The sequence below is a fragment of the Microbacterium sp. MDV22-iso44 genome, assembly GCF_058629135.1.
On record NZ_JBZVWS010000005.1, the window covers coordinates 104473 to 122395 of the forward strand.

The window sequence follows — 17923 nt, forward strand, 5'->3', positions numbered from 1 at the left end:
CGACTGCCACGGCGTGTGGACGCCATAAAGACTAAGCGAGAGACGAATATCGGGCGAGCGCGTGACGTGGGGAGTTCTCCCCATCTATGCTCGTGGGTTCGGCCGTGCCGAGGCGGTTCAGACCGCGCCGACGTACCGTGCGAGGTGCTCTCCCGTCAGCGTCGACCGCTCCTTCACCAGTGCCGCCGGCGTCCCTTCGAACACGACCCGTCCGCCGTCCCGTCCCGCGCCCGGACCGAGGTCGATGAGGTGGTCGGCGTGCGCCATGACCGCCTGATGGTGCTCGATGACGATGACGGAGTTGCCGGCATCCACCAATCGGTCGAGAAGCGACAGCAGGTTGTCGACGTCGGCGAGGTGCAGACCCGTGGTCGGCTCGTCGAGGACGTACACCGCCCCCTTCTTCGCCATGGCGATCGCGAGCTTCAGCCGCTGGCGCTCACCTCCGGACAGGGTGTTGAGCGCCTGACCGAGCGTGATGTAGCCGAGGCCGACGTCGATCATCCGGGCGAGCGTCGTCTTGGCCGACCCCGTCGTGAAGCCGTGGGCCTCCTCGGCCGACATCGCGAGGACCTCGGCGATGTTCTTGCCGTCGAGGGTGTACTCCAGGACGGCGTCGCTGAACCCGGACCCGTCGCACACCTCGCAGCGCGTCTCGACACTCTGGGTGTAGCCCAGGTTCGTGATGATCACGCCGAGCCCCTTGCACGCGGGGCACGCGCCCTCGGAGTTCGCGCTGAACAGCGAGGCCTTCACGCCGTTGGCCTTGGCGAACGCGGTCCGGATCGCGTCGAGCACGCCGGTGTACGTCGCGGGGCTCGACCGGCGCGAACCCTTGATGGGCGATTGGTCGACGACGACGACGTCATCGAATCCGGGGACGTTCCCGTGGATGAGGGACGACTTGCCCGAGCCGGCGACACCCGTGACGACGGTCAGCACGCCGAGCGGGATGTCGACGTCGACGCCCGTGAGGTTGTGCTGGGTCGCACCGCGGATCGGCAGCGAGCCGGTCGCGGTGCGCGTGCTCGTCTTGAGCGCCGCGCGGTGGTCGAGGTGCCGGCCCGTGAGCGTGCCGGAGGCGCGCAGACCCGCGACATCCCCCTCGTACATGATCTGCCCGCCGCGCGAGCCCGCCTGCGGTCCCAGGTCGACGACGTGGTCGGCGATCGCGATGACCTCGGGCTTGTGCTCGACGACGAGCACGGTGTTGCCCTTGTCGCGCAGCAGCAGGAGCAGGTCGTTCATCCGCTGGATGTCGTGCGGGTGAAGGCCCGCGGTGGGCTCGTCGAAGACATAGGTCACGTCGGTCAGCGCGGAACCGAGATGACGGATCATCTTCGTGCGCTGCGCCTCGCCGCCCGACAGCGTCCCCGACGAGCGGTCGAGCGACAGGTAGCCGAGGCCGATGTCGATGAACGAGGCGATGACCCGTTTGAGCGACGACAGCAGCGGACCGATCGACGTCGGGTCGACGCTGTCGAGCCAGGCCGACAGATCGGTGATCTGCATCGCGGAGACCTCGGCGATGTCGACCCCGCCGATCTTCGACGAGCGGGCGCCGGCGTTGAGACGGCTGCCGCCGCACTCCGGGCACGGCAGGAACTTGACCGCCCGATCGACGAACGCACGGATGTGCGGCTGCAGAGCCTCGCGATCCTTCTGCAGGAACGACTTCGTGATCTTCGGAACGAGACCCTCGTAGGTCATGTTCATGTTCTGGAGCTTCACCTTGGTGGGCTCCTTGTAGAGGAAGTCCGCGCGCTCCTGTGGCGAATACGACGCGATCGGTTTGGCGGCATCCAGGAACCCGGACTCGGTGAAGATGCGCACCATCCAGCCGTCGACGTTGTAGCCGGGCACGGTGATCGCGCCTTCCGACAGGGACTTCGAGCTGTCGAAGAGTTCGTCGAGGTCGACGTCGCTCACCTCGCCGAGCCCCTCGCAGCGCGGGCACATGCCACCGGTGACGGTGTCGGATCCCGGCGCGGAGGGGATGTTGAACGAGAAGGCCTGCGGCGATCCGATGTGCGGCTCGCCGAGGCGGCTGAAGAGCAGGCGGAGCATGGCATAGGCGTCGGTCACGGTGCCGACCGTCGAGCGCGCGTTGGCCCCCATGCGTTCCTGGTCGACGATGATCGCGGGACTGATGTTCTCGAGTCCGTCGACGTCGGGGCGGCTCAGCTGCGCCATGAACTGCTGCACGAAGGTCGGGTAGGTCTCGTTGATGAGGCGCTGGGACTCGACGGCGATCGTGCCGAACACGAGCGAGGACTTGCCCGATCCGCTCACGCCGGTGAACACCGTCAGGCGTCGCTTGGGGATCTCGACGTCGACGTCCTTGAGGTTGTTCTCACGCGCCCCGACGACGCGGATGACGTCGTGCGCGTCGGCGACGTGACGATCGGATGCCACGGCTCACGCCTCCGGCGCGGACCACGGCATCGGCCGCTCGGCGCGCGTCGAATCCGACGGCACCTCGGGGAGCTCCTCCCCGCCGGCGCGGATGCACAGCCAGCGGAGCTGACCGGGGCTCTCGGGGTGGGCGCGCCACGTGCGCCACACGCCCTGGCCGACCCGGACGACGGAGCCTGGACCGACCTCGACGAGGTCGTCGTCGAGTCCCATCTGACCCCGACCCTCGAGGAAGACGTAGAGCTCCTCGACCTCGGAGTGGGTGTGCCAGTAGCCGGCCTCCTCCCCCGGTTCGAGGGCGTTGGCGGTCAACCCGATGTACTGCATCGCCAGCTCGTGATCGACGACGCGTCGACCGTCACGCGAGCGCGCCGGCGCGAAGCCGCCGAAGTGGTCGCGCCACTGATCGAGCCCGCCGATCTCGGTGATCTCGTACCCCGTCATGTCTGCCTCCCGGTCGCCGTCTCCACATGATCCCGGGAGCAGACCTCACGGGGCAAGGCTCGGCGCGGCGGACTCGAACCTCGCCGCTGCGGCCATCGAGTCGAAGAGGTTCAGCATCGCGTCGTGCAGGTGTCCGAGCGGCGCCCCGAAGCTCGCGAGCACGACGCGCTTGGAGCCCGGGGACGGCGAACCAGTAATCGACCTCCAGCCGCTGCACTGGCGTCTCGACGGGCGGCGCCTCGACGGACGCCCCCTCGACCGTCTCGTCGATGCGCCGGTGGATGCGCAGCGCTCCCCCGTCGGGTGTCGGCACGCGAACGGCGGTGTCGATACCCGCCACCTCCAGCGTCTGGAGGCTGCGATGAAGGGTGTCGAGCACGGCGGCCGACGCGGTGCCGATCGCGGGGGTCATGGACATCGCCGAGGGCGCGTGCACCGTGAGCGTCGCGGGCAACCGCACCCCCGGCGCGACCTCGAGGCAGAGGAAGACGCCCTGCGCCCCCGACGCCCGGGCCGACCCGACCACAGTCCGGAGCTGATCGCGCAGCCGCCGACGGGCCGCGGCGGCATCGTCGGCCACGCCCACGACGTCTCGAACGGCGGCATCCACTCGGTCGAAGGATGCTTCTTCGTCTCGCGGATCTATCGCGAGCCAGGTCCCCGGCAGAGCGAAGGCGAGCCGTGCCATCACGCTCACTCCGTACCGGCGAGCGCCCGCAGTTCGTCGGGCGAGACGAGCAGCTGACGCTTGCCGGCATCGGTCACACCGAGGGTGGACGCGATCTCGGGCGCGAGGCCGATGACGTCGCGGTTCGCCTCACCGCGGGCCGTGTAGTCGCCGCGCTGACCGTCGATGAACGTCAGCGCCACCGCATCCGCGTCGGCGACGGCATCATCGGCCGACAGCACGGGGGCGGCGGCGCGCACGGCGTCGACGACTCCGGCATCCGAGGGGTCGTCGAGGAACAGCATCACCTGCACGCGGGTCACCCACGGTGCGTTCGGATGCGTCGTCCACACGAACGCGCCGTTGACTCCCCCGACCGACGCGAGCTCGCTTTCGAGCCCCGCCGTGTCGGGGTCCGCGGATGCGGCGCATCCGGAGAGGCCGAGCGCTCCGGCGCAGAGCGTGATCGCCGCGACGGCGAACACGGTCAGGGGGCGGCGCTGACGGGGCATGCGAACCTCACGATCCTCGGGTGTACTCGGCGACGTAGACCTCTTCGCTGCCCGAGTCTCCCGCACCCGCGAAGAAGATGTCGTCCCCGGGCCGCGGTTCGGGCAGATACCGCTCGGCGGCATCGCCGTACATCGTGGCATCGTGCATCGGCCAGCTGAGGGGCCGGTACGTCTGCCAGTCCTGGTCCAGCCGGACGTAGTCCTCGATTCCGAGCCCGAAGAACTCGAGCGTGTGCACCGGATCGATGCCGTTGTTGAACTGCGTCACACGGACGTCGGGAGGCATGTCGCTGTAGTGCTTGTCGATCGCCGAGCCTGCCGTCACGACGGACTCGACGCGGTCCGACACCCGCGGGTCCGTCGCCATCTCGCCCGCCATCATCCCGCCCAGCGACCACCCGGTGAACATGATCGGGGCGTCGCTCTGGAAGACACCGGCATCCGTCATCGCCTGCCAGGCGGCCTGCTCGTACTGCGTCTGCAGCTCGGGGAACATCGAAAGCATCACGTCGGTGCGGAGGTCGTTGAGCGCTCCGTCGGTGTTGGAGGGCGACCACTGCTGTGTGCTCGGCAGCTGGACACGCCAGGCGACGGTCTCGCCGGACCCGTCCCGCACCGCCACGACCCGGATCTCGGTGTACTCCTCGCCGCCGGCACCGTCCTGCGCGGCCAGTTCGCCGAACAGGTCGCGGTAGTCGCGGGGTTCGAGGTCGTCGGACACCTCGAAGCGGTCCGTGCGCTGCACGACCGGTGGCGCCATGAGCTCGCGGATCGCCATCGATATGAGGGATGCCGAGACGAGAGCGATGAGCAGGAGCAGGCCCGCGCCGCCCAACGTCAGGTAGACGAAGCCGAGCACCAGCACGCCGACGAGGATCATCACCGCGACGACCGCGGCCGAGACGAGAGCGCTGACCAGCTCCGCCAGCTCGAAGACGATCGCCGCGAGCACCCCTTCGGCCCAGTCCCGGACGATGGCGAACACCTCGCCGACGCCCTCCCAGAACTGGTTCCAGTTGTCGCCGAACGAGTCGGCGCCCTCCTCGATCGCCGTGGCTATCTGTTCGCCGGCGCGGTCGGCGGCGTCCCACAGTCGCCGCCGCGCCGAGTTGAGGGCCTGTCGTGCATCCTCGGCGCCCCCCATCGCGGTGCTGAGAGCCGAGCGCGCCTCCCCCAGGCGGTCCTCGATGGTGCTCGTCGACTCGCCCTTCGCGATGGCGAGCGTGAGCGCGTTCTCGAGGTCGTGGACCTCCGCCTCCTGCAGCGGGATCTGACTGAGGTGCGCGTCACCCTCTTCGATGGCCGCGCGCGCCTCGCGCTGGATGTCCCCCAACTCCACCGCGTAGGTCACGAGCGCAGTCGACGTCCCCTGATATCGATCCTGCGCGCGTTGCAGTCCGGCGGCAGCCTCGCTCGAGGCGGTGCCCGCGGCATCCGTCGACAGGCTGTGCTGCTGCTGCACGAGGTTCCGGAGCGCGACGGCCGCCGAAGCGATCGCCTCGGCCGTCCGGCCCAGGTCCCGAGCCCGACCCTCGAGGTCGTCGGGACGGCCGTCGAAGAGGTCCTCGAACTCCACCGACAACGCGCTCACGGCTGACGTCCCCCCTCTGCGTCGAGCTCCGTGAAGGAGTCGACGATCGCCGTGAGCAGATCGCGGACGGTGACGAGCTGGTCTTCGAGATTTCCGCGGTTGTAGTCCCAGTTCGCCGCGAAGTCTCGGACCTTGTCCGCCAGCCGTGCCTCGCCGGTGAGGTCGGCGAGGTCCCCGCTCACCGCATCCGCCGACGAGAAGGTGTCGTATGCGGCGATCGCGCGGTCTCTGGCTGCGGCCAACTCCGCCAGGTCCAACTGCACGTCGCTCATCGTCACCCCCGATCGGCATCGACGCTACCGACTCGTCGCCGAGTCGCCCATGGGGACTCCTCCCCACTTCTGCAACGTCGTCAGTCTGCGGCGCGGTGGCATCCGACGACGTGGTCGTCGACCATGCCCGAGGACTGCATGAGCGCGTACATCGTCGTGGAGCCGACGAATCGGAACCCCCGCTTGCGGAGGGCCTGGGACATCGCGTCGGACTCCGTCGTCGTTGCGGGGACCTCGGCGAACGAGGACGGCCGGCGATGGGATGCCGGGGCGAACGACCACATGAACGCGTCGAGCTCGCCGGGGGCCATCTCGGTGACGAGCCGTGCGTTGCCGATGGTGGCGAGGATCTTCGCCCGGTTGCGGATGATGCCCGCGTCGCCCATGAGCCGCTCGACGTCGGACTCGTCGAAGGCGGCCACGGTCGCGGGCTCGAAGCCGGCGAACACCTCGCGGAAGCGCGGGCGCTTGCGGAGGATCGTGATCCACGAGAGCCCCGCCTGGAACCCTTCGAGGCTCATCTTCTCGAAGAGAGCGCGATCGCCGCGCAGCGGGCGGCCCCACTCCTCGTCGTGGTATCTCCGATACTCGGCGTCGTCCCCGACCCAGCCGCAACGAAGGAGGCCGTCGGGCCCGAGTCGCATGTCCACGCGCTCAGGCTACCGACGGCCTCCGACGCTCACTTCTTCTTCTTGAGCGACTTCTCCGGGATAGGCGCCTCGCCGCGCGCCGCGAGGTCCGCGTAGTGCGCGCGGGCCTCGTCCTGACGCTGACGCTCGACGCCCGACGCGATGGGAGCCCGCACGTGCTCGGGGGCGAAGCCGAACGCATCGACGAGGTCCTGCGCGTGCGGACGCAGTCGCGCGCACAGCCGGTCGATGTACTTCGACACCGCCGCGCCGCGCTGAGTCGACAGCCGCCCGTTGATGAGGTGCCACGCGAGGTGCTTCTCGATGAGGTGCAGACCGAAGAGGTCGCGCAGCCAGGTGAGGACCTGACGCGTGCTCTCGTTCTCGGTGCCCTTCACGGCATCCGAGAACGCCTCCCACTGCAGCAGCTCGCCGTGCGCCCGCGCCGCTTCGATGAGCTCGGCCTGGTGCTGGTTGAACAGCGCGGCAGCTTTGTCGGAGGGCAGTTTGGATGCCGGGCGCAGCGCACCCGCGATGTCGGCGACCATCTGCTCGACGCGTCCGGCGAGCAGCTCGTGCTGCTGTTCGGCGCGCAGACCGAGCTCGACCGAGCGGGCGGTCGACCCGAAGTCGGCGACAGTCTGACCGAGGCTCCGCAGGCCCGCCCCGTGGAAGACCTTGCCCGCGGTCTGGCCGACGGCGAACTTCGCGAGGGTCGCGGCATCCGCCCCCTTGAACTGCTTCGCGAAGTCGGCGAGCAGACGCTTGCCGACGAGCTGCAGGAGGACGTTGTTGTCGCCCTCGAAGGTCACGTAGACGTCGAGGTCCGAGCGGAGTCCGACGAGGCGGTTCTCGGCCATGAAGCCCGACCCGCCGCAGGCCTCGCGGGCCTCCTGGATCGTGTTCAGGGCGTTCCACGTGCTGAGGGGCTTGAGAGCGGCGGCGAGGGTCTCGAGGTTCTCCCGCTCGGCCGGGGTGTCGACTCTGCCGCTGAAGACGCCGTCGAAGGTGCGGAGCAGCTCGTCGTGCGCGAAGTACTGCGCGTAGTTCTGGGCGAGCAGGGGCAGGAGGCGCCGCTGGTGCTTGCCGTAGTCGAGCAGCACGACCTCGTCGGTGCCCGCGCCCGAGTCGAATTGGCGGCGCTGGTTGGCGTACGTCAGCGCGATGTGCAGGGCGAGCGAGGACGCGATCGTGGCCGAGCCGTCGAGCGAGACACGGCCCTGCACGAGGGCGCCGAGCATCGTGAAGAAGCGGCGTCCGGTGCTCTCGATCGGGCTCGAGTAGGTGCCGTCGGGAGCGACGTCGCCGTAGCGGTTGAGCAGGTTCGTCCGGGGAACACGCACGTGATCGAAGGCGAGGCGGCCGTTGTCGATGCCGTTCAGCCCGCCCTTGACGCCGTCGTCCTCGCTCTGCACGCCGGGGAGCAGCTCGCCGTCGGTCGTGCGGATGGGGACGAAGAAGCAGTGCACGCCGTGGTTCACGCCCTTCGTGATGAGCTGCGCGAACACGGTCGCGGCCTGGCCGTAGACGGCGGCGTTGCCGAGGTAGTCCTTCCACGCCGCGCGGAACGGCGTGTGGATGACGAACTCTTCGGTCTCGGGGTCGTACGTGGCCGTCGTGCCGATCGCCGCGACATCCGACCCGTGGCCGATCTCGGTCATGGCGAAGGCGCCGGGGAGCTTGGCGTCGCGGATGTCGGGGATCCACCTGTCGTGGTGCTCCTTGGTGCCCAGCTGCAGGACGGCCGAGCCGAACAGGCCCCACTGCACACCCGCCTTGATCTGCATGCTCGGGTCGGCGACGACGAGCTCCTCGAAGCCGGCGAGGTTGGCACCGTTGTCCTCGTCGCCGCCGTACTCCTTCGGGAGCGCACGCGTGGACCCGCTGTTCTTCGCCAGCAACCTGACCTGACCCATGACGCGCTCGCGATGCTCGGCGACGCTCTGGCCGTCGACACGCCAGTAGGCGGGGTCCTTGAGGAGCTCGCGGACGGTCAGGCGGGTCTCGCCCCAGGTGCCACGGAGCATCGCGCCCACGGCGTCGATGTCGATGCGGGGCTCGTGCGCCTCGTCGGCGCTGTGCGGCGCGGTCGGAGCGCCTCCGGCGGGGGTGCGCTTGTCGGCGGCGGGAGTGGAGGAGCGGACGACGGTGTCGGTCATCACTGGCCTTTCTGAGGACGCCCGGTCGGGGCGACGGGACAGGGAAGTTCGACATTCACCGTAGGAGTCCTCCAACAGCACGCCAACTGCATTGTGGAAGGGAGACAAGCGTGGCCTCCGACGTGGTCTGTGCGACTTGTGCTGCGCCTACACCCGGGGTGTCCCGGGGCGTTCAGACGGGCGGAAGACGCGCAGTGTGTGCACGTTCACGGACGGCGACTGCCAGACTTGAGGAATGCCCGTTCTCCCCTCTGACGAGACCGTCATCCACCTCCGCTCCGGCGGCACCAGCGTCGTCGTCGACCTGCAGCCCGACACCGCCCCGGCCATCGCCCACTGGGGCGCGGATCTCGGCGATGTGCCGCACGAGACGCTCGTCTCGCTCGCGACCGCCTCGCGTCTGCAGCGGGTCTCGGGCGGGCTCGACCGCACGGTGCGCCTCGGCGTGGTCGGAACCGCGGCATCCGGCTGGGCGGGAACGCCGACCCTGGAGGGTCACCGCGACGGCGAGGACGTCGGCGCCCTCTTCGCGCTGACCGACCTGAGGGCGACCGAGAACACCCTCGAGCTACACTTCACGGACAGCGAGATGCAGCTGTCGGCCCGGTACGAGCTGCGGGTCACGGCATCCGGTCTCGTGCGGGCCCGGACGACGGTCCGCAACGACGGCGCGGGTGTCTACACGGTGCAGGCCCTGCACACGACGCTGCCGCTGCCGTGGGACGCGACCGAGATCCTCGACACGACGGGGCGCCACCTGCGGGAGCGCTCGGCGCAACGCCATGAGCTCACGTTCGGCACGCACGTGAGGGAGTCGCGTCGCGGCCGTCCGGGGGCGGACTTCACCCTGCTGTTGGCCGCCGGGACGCCCGGGTTCGGGTTCGAGCGCGGCACCGTGCACGGCGCGCACCTCGCCTGGAGCGGCAACTCCCGGATCTTCGCGGAGCGGATGCCGACGGGCGAGTCCTTCCTCGGGGCGGGCGAGCTCTACCTGCCCGGCGAGATCCGTCTCGCGCAGGGCGAGGAGATCTCCTCGCCCGAACTGCTCGGCTCCTGGGGAAACGGCCTCGACGAGCTCGCGGTGCGATTCCACGAAGAGTGGCGAGCACGCCCTCAGCACCCGACCCGCCCCCGGCCGATCACCCTCAACACGTGGGAGGCGGTCTACTTCGACCACCGCCTGCCCAAGCTCGTCGCCCTCGCCGATGCGGCGGCCGAGATCGGCGTGGAGCGCTACGTCCTCGACGACGGCTGGTTCCGTCACCGCCGCGACGACACCGCGGGCCTCGGCGACTGGTACGTCGACGACACCGTCTGGCCCGACGGCCTGCATCCCATCGCCGACCACGTCGTCGCGAAGGGGATGGAGTTCGGCCTCTGGTTCGAGCCCGAGATGGTCAACCCCGACAGCGACCTCGCCCGTTCGCACCCCGACTGGATCCTCCGCGGGCGCACCGACCTACCGCCGTCCGCGCGTCAGCAGCAGGTGCTGAACCTCGCGCACCCCGAGGCGTACGCGTACATCCGCCAGGTCATCTCCGACATTCTCGCCGCGTACCCGATCTCGTACGTCAAGTGGGACCACAACCGCGACCTCGTCGACGCCGCCGCCGGCCCCGGCGGTGCGGCCCGCGTCCATGCGCAGACCCTCGCCGTCTACCGCCTGATCGACGAACTCAAGGCCGCCCACCCCGGCCTCGAGATCGAGAGCTGCGCCTCGGGCGGCGCGCGCGTCGACCTCGGCATCCTCGACCGCACCGACCGCATCTGGACGAGCGACTGCCTCGACCCCGTCGAGCGCCTCGAGAACCAGCGCTACACCGCGCTCGTCGTCCCGCCAGAGATGATGGGCATGCACCTCACCACCCCGCACGTGCACTCCACCGGCCGCACCGTATCGCTCAGCCTCAGCGGCGCCGTGGCTCTGTTCGGCCACTTCGGCATCGAATGGGACGTCACGACCCTGTCCGAGACGGATGCCGCGACCGTCGGCGCGTGGGTCGCCCTGGCCAAGCGGGTGCGCCCCCTCGTCGCCACGGGCCGCCTGGTGAACGCGGACGTCGCCGACCCCGGACTCGACGTCCGCGGGGTCGTCGCGGAGGACGCGGCATCCGCCTTCTTCACGATCACACAGACGCAGACGCTCATCTCGTCGCCGGCGGGCCGCGTGCGACTGCCGGGACTCGACGCGGATCGCGTCTACCGGGTGCAGCTCGTCACCCCCGGCGGGATCGTCGAGACCCCCGCGCAGTCGCCGCTCGAGTGGGCGCACCACGACACCGTGCTGACCGGCCGTCAGCTCGCCGCTGTCGGCCTGCGTCCGCCCGTGCAGAACCCTCAGCAGTCGGTCGTCGTCGAGGTCACCGCGGTCTGAGACCCGTCAGATCCGTTCGAGCTGGTCGAGGAACTCGTCGGCCATCTCGACCTGACGGCGCAGTTTCTCGCGCCGGGATGCGGCCTCGGCGCGGACGCCGTCGAGACGGGCACGGATCTGCGGGTCGTCGGCACCGCCCGCCATCGCGTCGACGACCTCGAGGAGTTCCCGCATCTCGTCGAGGGTGAAGCCGAGCGGCTTCATGCGACGGATGAGCAGGATACGGGCGACGTCGCCCTCCGTGTAGAGACGGAAGCCACCGTCGGTCCGCGCGGACGGAGTGACGAGGCCGATCTCGTCGTAGTGGCGGAGGGTGCGGAACGAGAGCTCGGTCCGCTCGGCGACCTCGCCGATGCGCATCGTGTCGTCGGTCATCCGGTTCCCTCCGAGTGGACAGCAAACCTCACGTTACGTTAGGTTTGGTCGTGCGCGATCTTCGCGCCCCCCATTCTTCCGCGCCGCCCTCGGGCCTGCGCACACCCCTTCCCCGACGGAGCCATCATGACCACCACCGCTCCCGCGCGCCCCCGCATCGAACCGACGGTGCTGCAGGCCCTCCGCAGTCCGCGCCTGCTGACCCGCGAAGTCCTCGCCGGACTCGTCGTCGCGCTCGCCCTCATCCCCGAGGCGATCGCGTTCTCGATCATCGCGGGCGTCGATCCCCGGGTCGGGCTCTTCTCGTCGTTCATCATGGCCGTCGCGATCGCGTTCCTCGGCGGTCGCCCCGCGATGATCACCGCGGCGACCGGCGCCGTCGCGCTCGTCATCGCGCCCGTCGTCCGCGAGTACGGGATGGACTACTTCATCGCGACCGTCCTCCTCGGCGGCGTCATCCAGATCGTCCTCGGGCTCGTGGGCGTCGCGAAGCTCATGCGCTTCATCCCCCGCAGCGTCATGGTCGGCTTCGTCAACGCGCTCGCGATCCTGATCTTCCTCGCCCAGCTGCCGCAGCTGTTCGGCGACGGCATCCCCTGGCTCGTCTGGCCGCTGCTCGCCGTCGGCCTGGCCATCCTCTATGCGATGCCGCGACTCACCAAGGCCGTGCCCGCCCCCCTGGTCGCGATCGTGCTGCTGACCGCGGCCGTCGTCGTCTTCGCGTGGAACGTCCCGACCGTCGGCGACCAGGGCGAGCTCCCCGAGAGCCTGCCGTCCCTGTTCATCCCGAACGTGCCGCTCACGCTCGAGACGCTGCAGATCATCGGCCCGTTCGCCCTCGCGATGGCCGTCGTCGGACTGCTCGAGTCGCTCATGACCGCCAAGCTCGTCGATGACATCACCGACACGCACTCCTCGAAGACCCGCGAATCGCTGGGTCAGGGCGCCGCGAACATCCTGTCGGGCGCCTTCGGCGGCATGGGCGGCTGCGCGATGATCGGACAGACGATGATCAACGTGAAGGCCTCGGGGGCTCGCACGCGCATCTCGACGTTCCTCGCCGGCGTGTTCCTGCTCATCCTCGTGCTCGCGCTCGGCGACGTCGTGGCGATCATCCCGATGGCCGCCCTCGTCGCGGTCATGATCATGGTCTGCATCGGCACGTTCGACTGGCACAGCATCCGCCCCGCGACGCTCCGCCGGATGCCCAAGAGCGAGACCGCCGTCATGCTCATCACGGTCGTCGCGACCGTCTGGACCCACAACCTCGCGATCGGCGTCGTCCTCGGCGTGATCGCAGCGATGATCATGTTCGCCCGTCGGGTCGCGCACTTCGTGACCGTCACGCGAACGGTGGATGCCGAGGCATCCACCGCCCACTACGCGGTCGACGGGGAGCTGTTCTTCGCCTCGAGCAACGATCTGACGACGCAGTTCTCGTACCCGGACGACCCGGCGAACGTCGTGATCGACATGTCCCGCTCGCACGTGTGGGACGCCTCGACCGTCGCCGCCCTCGACGCGATCGTCAACAAGTACGAGCGGATGGGCACGACGGTGACGATCGTCGGGTTGAACGACACGGCATCCGCCTTCCACGGCCGGCTGACCGGGAAGCTCGGCTCCGGCGAGTGAGGCACCGGGGTTGACCCCTGTGCGGCATACCTGAAGGATGCCGGGGGCGCCCCGCTTCGGAGCGTCACGACGAAGGGGTCCCATGGCAGAGCCGACACGATTCGCGATCATCGGCACGGGGTGGCGCTCGGAGTTCTTCCTGCGCATCGCCACGGCGGCGCCCGAACGGCTGCAGGCGGTGGGCGTCCTCGCCCGCTCCGACGCGTCGGCGGCACGGGTCGCCGGCTGGAACGTGCCGATCCACCGCTCGCTCGACGACCTGCTCGCCGCCCGACCGGACTTCGTGATCGCTTCCGTGACGTGGCCGGCGATGCCCGGGGTGATCACCGAGCTCGTGGAGCGCGGAGTGCGCGTGCTCGCCGAGACGCCGCCGGCACCCGACGCCGACGGCCTGCGGAAGCTGTGGCACGACGTCGGCGCGAGCCGGCTCGTGCAGGTCGCCGAGCAGTACATGCTCATGCCGGGGCACGCCGCCCGCCTCGAGGTGGTGCGGTCGGGCGCACTCGGCACCGTCGGCGGGGTGCAGGTCTCTTCGACGCACCTGTACCACGCGACCTCTATGATCCGGATGTTCCTGGATGCCGGCATGGCCGAGGCGACGGTGTCGGCCCGGACGTTCACCGCACCACTCGTCGATCCACTGACGCCGGCCGGATGGTCGGACGACGTCTCGCCTAAGGATCGGACGACGACGATTGCGACACTCGACTTCGGCGATGGTCGGATGGGCCTGTACGACTTCGTCGACAACCAGTGGTGGAACCCGATCCTGTCGCGGCGCATCGTCCTCCGCGGCTCGCACGGCGAACTCACCGACGACACCGTGCGCCGGTTCGAGGGCACCGAGGTGATCACCTCGCCGATCACCTACCGCCGGACGGGTGTCGACCTGAACCTCGAAGGCAACGACGTCGTGTCCGCCGCCTTCGAGGGGCGGATCGTCTACCGCAACCCGTGGGTCGGAACACGCCTGTCGGAGGACGACATCGCGGTCGCGTCGTTGCTCGAGCTCACCGGGCAATGGGCCTGCGGCGACGGCGCGGAGCCCTATCCGCTGGCCGACGCCTGCCAGGATCACCTGCTGGGTCTCGCGATCGGCGAGTCGGCGCGGACGGGCGCCGATGTGCGGGTCGCCCCTGACGTGTGGAGCTGATGGGGTTCAGGCCTTGTCGTGCAGGGTGATCCGGTAGCCGTCCGGGTCGGCGAACGTGAACGTCCGGCCGAACGGACCGTCGATGGGCACTGCGACGATCTCGTGACCATCTGCGGCGAGGGCGTCGTGGACGTCCTGAACGTCGGTCGCGCGCAGCCAGATCGCAGCTCCCATTCCGGGGTGGGCGGCCGAGGCGAGGTCGGTGCCGGGCACGATGTCGCGCAGTGCGAAGGCGATCGGTGCGGTGTCGAACACGACGGCGTGGGGAGGTCCGGCGGGTGAGCGGACGAGGCCGAGGTAGTGCTCGTAGAAGCGCTGCGAAGCGTCGAGGTCGCTGACCTGCAGGGAGATGAAGTCGGGTCCGATGGCGGGCATGAGGCATCCTTTCGTGTGTCAGTTATCTGACATGGATGAGTGTATGTCAGAATACTGACATGGTCCAGTCCGACGAGATCGATCTGCCGACGTCGCTCGGCTATCTCCTGAAGGAAGCGGCGACCGCGCTGCGGGTCGCAATGGAGGACGCCCTCCGCCCGCTCGAGCTGACCGTGACCGCGTACTCGTGCCTCGAGATCCTCGCGCAGCGTCCCGGGTCGTCGAACTCGGATCTCGCTCGGGGCGCCTTTGTGACACGGCAGAGCATGAACGTCCTCCTGCAGACGCTGGAGCGCGAGGGTCTCGTGACGAGGCCGGCGACGGCCGTGGAGGGTCGTGTGCTGCCGGTCACGCTGACCGGCGCCGGGCTGCGGCGTCGGGAGCAGGCGAGCACCGCGGTCAAAGCCGTGGAGGATCGGATGCTTGCCGAGTTGTCTGCGCAGGAGCGAGCTCAGGCGTTCGACGTGCTCACCCGCATGACGCGGGCGCTTCGGGAGGGCTGATCCGGCTCGGCTCAGACTCGCTCAGGCTTTGGCGACGACGGCGACGACGGCCTCGCCGTACGCCTCGCGCTTCTTCGCACCGATGCCGGTGATGCCGTCGAGGTCGGCGACCGACGTCGGACGGTGCTCGGCGAGGGCGCGCAGGGTCGCATCGCCGAAGACGATGTACGCGGGAACGCCCTGCTCTTTCGCCTGCTCGGCACGCCACGCGCGGAGCGCCTCGAAGAGGTCGCGGTCACCCTCGGGCAGCGCGTCGGCGGCCGACTGCTTCTTCGCGCGAGTCGATCCGCCGCCGGTGCGGCCGAGGACGTCGCGGCGCAGCGGCACCGGCTCCGCGCCGCGGAGCACCGCCGCGCCGGCCTCGCCGACCGTCAGGACACCGTACTCACCCTGTGCGACCAGGATGCCGCGGGCCAGGAGCTGCCTCACGACCGAGCGCCAGTCCTGTTCGGACAGGTCGCTCCCGATCCCATAGGTCGAGAGCTTGTCGTGCCCCTGCTGGCGGATGCGCTCGGTCGAGGCGCCGCGGACGATGTCGATGAGGTGCCCGGCGCCGAACGCCTGATTCCGCTCCCGCTGAAGTCGCACGATCGTCGAGAGGAGCTTCTGAGCGGCGATGAGGCCGTCCCAGGTGTCGGGTTTGGTGAGGCAGGTGTCGCAGTTGCCACAGGCATCCGACGACTGTCCGAAGTAGTTCAAGAGGTTCTGGCGTCGGCACGAGACCGTCTCGCAGAGGCCGAGCATCGCGTCGAGGTGCTGCCCCATGCGCATCTTGTAGGTGCGGTCACCGGGCGACTGGTCGATGAGACGGCGCTGCTGCACAACGTCGCCGAGGCCGTAGGCCATCCAGGCGACCGCGGGCTCGCCGTCGCGGCCGGCGCGACCGGTCTCCTGGTAGTAGCCCTCGACGGACTTCGGCAGGTCGATGTGGGCGACGAAGCGGACGTCGGGCTTGTCGATGCCCATGCCGAAGGCGATCGTGGCGACCATGACGACGCCGTCTTCGCGCAGGAAGCGTGACTGGTGCCGGGCGCGGATCGAGGCATCCAACCCGGCGTGATAGGCCAGGGCGTCGAGACCCTGCGTCCGCAGATACTCCGCCGTCTGCTCGACGGACTTGCGGCTCAGCGCGTACACGATGCCGGCGGAGCCCTCGGGCTGGGAGCGGACGAACTGCACGAGCTGGCGACGCATGTCGACCTTGGGCTCGATGCGGTACTGGATGTTCGGCCGGTCGAAGCTCGCAACGAAGTGGCGCGCATCGGGCAGGTGCAGACGCTCGGTGAGCTCGGTGTGCGTGGCGCGCGTCGCGGTCGCGGTGAGTGCCATGCGCGGAACGCCGGGGAACCGTTCGGCGAGGTCGCCGAGCGCGAGGTAGTCGGGGCGGAAGTCGTGACCCCACTGCGACACGCAGTGCGCCTCGTCGATCGCGATGACACTGAGCTGGGCGCGCTGCAGGAGCGCGGTCGTCGCGGGGACGGACAGCCGCTCGGGGGCGACGTAGATGAGGTCGAGTTCACCGTCGAGGAGCGCCTGCTCGACACCGGCGCGCTCGGCCGGGCTCTGCGTGGAGTTCAGGAAGGCGGCGCGGACGCCGTTGGCGATGAGCGCGTCGACCTGGTCGTGCATGAGCGCGATGAGGGGGCTGACGACGAGGCCCGTGCCGGGACGGACGAGCGCAGGCACCTGGTACGTGATCGACTTGCCGCCACCGGTGGGCATGAGGACGACCGCGTCGCCGCCCGCGATGACGTGCGAGACGATGTCACCCTGATCGCCGCGGAACGCCGTGTAGCCGAAGACCTCGGTGAGCACCTTGACCGGGTCGTCGCCGACGTGGTCGCGCCGTTCGAGACGCAGGACGGATGCCGGGGGTGCGGAGGTGCGCTGCTGCGGGGCCGCGGGGCGGGTTGGCTGGGCGCGGGTGGGTTCGGCGCGCGTGGCGCGGGCGACGGACGCGGCGTAGTCGTCGTACCGCGGGTCGGGCGGCGGCGGCGAGTCGAAGTCGTCCGGCGGCGGAACGTCGTCGGGATCCCACACGAGATCGGCGTAGGGGTCGTTCTGCCATCCGCCGTCACTCACCCGGTCAACCCTAGCCGCGGCATCCGACACGGTCTGCGGATGTGGAGAGCCCCGGCGCTCTTGCGAGGATGGGGAGGAGGGGCGGTTCTCCTCGCGAGACTGCACTCCCGCGACGAGAATGCGGCGTGCGAGCGCAGTCTCGATGCGCGCGTGCAGTCTCGCCGCCTAAGGGCCGGGGGCGGGCGCCGTCAGCACCATTTCTCGGCCAGCGTGCCGATCACGTTCGCGTTCCGGTTCGTCGCCACGCCCAGCAGCTTCGCCGCGCCCAGCGGGTCGACCGCCCCGTCCTGATACCCGGGCTGCAGCAGCGCATGCGCCGCGCGCCCCCGCACCACCATCCGGCCGCGCTCATCGGCCCGCGCCTCGATGTCGGCGGTCTGCGACGCCGCAGGCTCGTCCTTCAGCAGATACACGTAGTGGCGGGCGAGCCCCGGATTCGCCTCGGCCAGCTCACGCGTCTCCCGAGCGACCTCGCGGAACTCCGCAGCGGAGTAAACGATCGTCGGCACCTCGAATCCCCGGTCGACGGCGAGCGCCTGCTCCAGCGTCTGCTCGATCCGTTCGCGCGACCGCATCCGCGAATCGAAGCGCACGTTCCCCGTGTTGATGTGCGTCTCGACACCCTCGAACCCCGCCGCCTCGACGACACGGCGGATGTCCTCCTTCGGGAACACCCGCTTCGCACCGAGGTTGATCGCCCGCAAGAAGGCCAGATACGTCGTCACCCGCCCAGTCTG

The 17923-nt window shown here is 69.7% G+C and carries 16 protein-coding genes; 5 read left to right on the forward strand and 11 right to left on the reverse strand.

Translation table 11 applies throughout. The features are described 5' to 3' along the window. Positions 1-117: 117 nt before the first annotated feature. Positions 118-2415 carry an ATP-binding cassette domain-containing protein gene (locus AC4NN1_RS14125; protein ID WP_336125607.1) on the reverse strand — a complete coding sequence of 766 codons (2298 nt, stop codon included), beginning with the start codon at positions 2413-2415 and terminating at the stop codon, positions 118-120. Between the two features lie 3 nt (positions 2416-2418). Next, positions 2419-2859 carry a cupin domain-containing protein gene (locus AC4NN1_RS14130; RefSeq protein WP_018185816.1) on the reverse strand — a complete coding sequence of 147 codons (441 nt, stop codon included), beginning with the start codon at positions 2857-2859 and terminating at the stop codon, positions 2419-2421. Positions 2860-3227: 368 nt separating this feature from the next. Between AC4NN1_RS14130 and AC4NN1_RS14135 the strand changes: the two genes are divergently transcribed. After that, entirely contained in the window at positions 3228-3398 is a 171-nt protein-coding gene (locus AC4NN1_RS14135) for a hypothetical protein (protein ID WP_491955679.1), read from the forward strand. Positions 3399-3552: 154 nt separating this feature from the next. Here the strand turns inward: AC4NN1_RS14135 and AC4NN1_RS14140 are convergent, their stop codons facing one another. The 5 genes from AC4NN1_RS14140 to AC4NN1_RS14160 all read right to left on the reverse strand — a co-directional run bounded on the left by AC4NN1_RS14140 (position 3553) and on the right by AC4NN1_RS14160 (position 8689). Further along, complete coding sequence (locus AC4NN1_RS14140) at positions 3553-4038, reverse strand: hypothetical protein (RefSeq protein WP_116227914.1); 486 nt, start codon at positions 4036-4038, stop codon at positions 3553-3555. Between the two features lie 7 nt (positions 4039-4045). Further along, a complete protein-coding gene (locus AC4NN1_RS14145) occupies positions 4046-5629 on the reverse strand; it encodes a hypothetical protein (RefSeq protein ID WP_491955680.1) in 1584 nt (527 codons plus the stop codon). Further along, the gene (locus tag AC4NN1_RS14150; protein ID WP_491955681.1) at positions 5626-5901 is read right to left on the reverse strand and encodes a hypothetical protein; all 276 of its coding nucleotides are present in this window, start codon (positions 5899-5901) and stop codon (positions 5626-5628) included. Before AC4NN1_RS14150 ends, AC4NN1_RS14145 begins: the two co-directional genes overlap by 4 nt. A gap of 80 nt (positions 5902-5981) precedes the next feature. Continuing rightward, positions 5982-6545 (reverse strand): DNA-3-methyladenine glycosylase I, encoded by a 564-nt coding sequence (locus tag AC4NN1_RS14155; protein WP_036324347.1) that lies wholly within the window; start codon positions 6543-6545, stop codon positions 5982-5984. Between the two features lie 35 nt (positions 6546-6580). After that, positions 6581-8689, reverse strand: coding sequence for an acyl-CoA dehydrogenase family protein (locus AC4NN1_RS14160; protein WP_491955682.1), 2109 nt, complete (start codon positions 8687-8689; stop codon positions 6581-6583). A 235-nt stretch (positions 8690-8924) separates the two neighbouring features. On the opposite strand from AC4NN1_RS14160, the gene AC4NN1_RS14165 reads away from it, so the two are divergent. Then, positions 8925-11063 carry an alpha-galactosidase gene (locus AC4NN1_RS14165; protein WP_491955683.1) on the forward strand — a complete coding sequence of 713 codons (2139 nt, stop codon included), beginning with the start codon at positions 8925-8927 and terminating at the stop codon, positions 11061-11063. 6 nt (positions 11064-11069) lie between these two features. Here the strand turns inward: AC4NN1_RS14165 and AC4NN1_RS14170 are convergent, their stop codons facing one another. Then, complete coding sequence (locus AC4NN1_RS14170) at positions 11070-11438, reverse strand: MerR family transcriptional regulator (protein WP_491955684.1); 369 nt, start codon at positions 11436-11438, stop codon at positions 11070-11072. A gap of 126 nt (positions 11439-11564) precedes the next feature. Here AC4NN1_RS14170 and AC4NN1_RS14175 point away from each other — a divergent pair, with 126 nt between their 5' ends. Together AC4NN1_RS14175 and AC4NN1_RS14180 are read left to right on the forward strand one after the other, a co-directional pair. Beyond that, positions 11565-13073, forward strand: a complete 1509-nt coding sequence (locus AC4NN1_RS14175; RefSeq protein WP_491955685.1) for a SulP family inorganic anion transporter — start codon at positions 11565-11567, stop codon at positions 13071-13073. A gap of 82 nt (positions 13074-13155) precedes the next feature. Next, positions 13156-14226 carry a Gfo/Idh/MocA family protein gene (locus AC4NN1_RS14180; protein ID WP_491955686.1) on the forward strand — a complete coding sequence of 357 codons (1071 nt, stop codon included), beginning with the start codon at positions 13156-13158 and terminating at the stop codon, positions 14224-14226. A 6-nt stretch (positions 14227-14232) separates the two neighbouring features. On the opposite strand, the gene AC4NN1_RS14185 is transcribed toward AC4NN1_RS14180, so the two are convergent. After that, a complete protein-coding gene (locus AC4NN1_RS14185) occupies positions 14233-14601 on the reverse strand; it encodes a VOC family protein (protein WP_020097723.1) in 369 nt (122 codons plus the stop codon). A gap of 59 nt (positions 14602-14660) precedes the next feature. Between AC4NN1_RS14185 and AC4NN1_RS14190 the strand changes: the two genes are divergently transcribed. Next, positions 14661-15104 (forward strand): MarR family winged helix-turn-helix transcriptional regulator, encoded by a 444-nt coding sequence (locus AC4NN1_RS14190; protein WP_491955687.1) that lies wholly within the window; start codon positions 14661-14663, stop codon positions 15102-15104. A 21-nt stretch (positions 15105-15125) separates the two neighbouring features. Here the strand turns inward: AC4NN1_RS14190 and recQ are convergent, their stop codons facing one another. Next, positions 15126-17186 carry a DNA helicase RecQ gene (gene recQ, locus AC4NN1_RS14195; RefSeq protein ID WP_491955688.1) on the reverse strand — a complete coding sequence of 687 codons (2061 nt, stop codon included), beginning with the start codon at positions 17184-17186 and terminating at the stop codon, positions 15126-15128. 188 nt (positions 17187-17374) lie between these two features. Next, the gene (locus AC4NN1_RS14200; protein ID WP_491955689.1) at positions 17375-17911 is read right to left on the reverse strand and encodes a DUF1697 domain-containing protein; all 537 of its coding nucleotides are present in this window, start codon (positions 17909-17911) and stop codon (positions 17375-17377) included. Positions 17912-17923 lie beyond the last annotated feature (12 nt).

What these genes read in the sequence shown, in the direction of transcription:
- AC4NN1_RS14130 (WP_018185816.1), bottom strand. Translation starts at nt 2,859, where the DNA reads ATGACGGGGTACGAGATCACCGAGATCGGCGGGCTCGATCAGTGGCGC.
- AC4NN1_RS14140 (WP_116227914.1), bottom strand. Translation starts at nt 4,038, where the DNA reads ATGCCCCGTCAGCGCCGCCCCCTGACCGTGTTCGCCGTCGCGGCGATC.
- AC4NN1_RS14150 (WP_491955681.1), bottom strand. Translation starts at nt 5,901, where the DNA reads ATGAGCGACGTGCAGTTGGACCTGGCGGAGTTGGCCGCAGCCAGAGAC.
- AC4NN1_RS14155 (WP_036324347.1), bottom strand. Translation starts at nt 6,545, where the DNA reads ATGCGACTCGGGCCCGACGGCCTCCTTCGTTGCGGCTGGGTCGGGGAC.
- AC4NN1_RS14160 (WP_491955682.1), bottom strand. Translation starts at nt 8,689, where the DNA reads ATGACCGACACCGTCGTCCGCTCCTCCACTCCCGCCGCCGACAAGCGC.
- AC4NN1_RS14165 (WP_491955683.1), top strand. Translation starts at nt 8,925, where the DNA reads ATGCCCGTTCTCCCCTCTGACGAGACCGTCATCCACCTCCGCTCCGGC.
- AC4NN1_RS14170 (WP_491955684.1), bottom strand. Translation starts at nt 11,438, where the DNA reads ATGACCGACGACACGATGCGCATCGGCGAGGTCGCCGAGCGGACCGAG.
- AC4NN1_RS14175 (WP_491955685.1), top strand. Translation starts at nt 11,565, where the DNA reads ATGACCACCACCGCTCCCGCGCGCCCCCGCATCGAACCGACGGTGCTG.
- AC4NN1_RS14180 (WP_491955686.1), top strand. Translation starts at nt 13,156, where the DNA reads ATGGCAGAGCCGACACGATTCGCGATCATCGGCACGGGGTGGCGCTCG.
- AC4NN1_RS14185 (WP_020097723.1), bottom strand. Translation starts at nt 14,601, where the DNA reads ATGCCCGCCATCGGACCCGACTTCATCTCCCTGCAGGTCAGCGACCTC.
- AC4NN1_RS14190 (WP_491955687.1), top strand. Translation starts at nt 14,661, where the DNA reads ATGGTCCAGTCCGACGAGATCGATCTGCCGACGTCGCTCGGCTATCTC.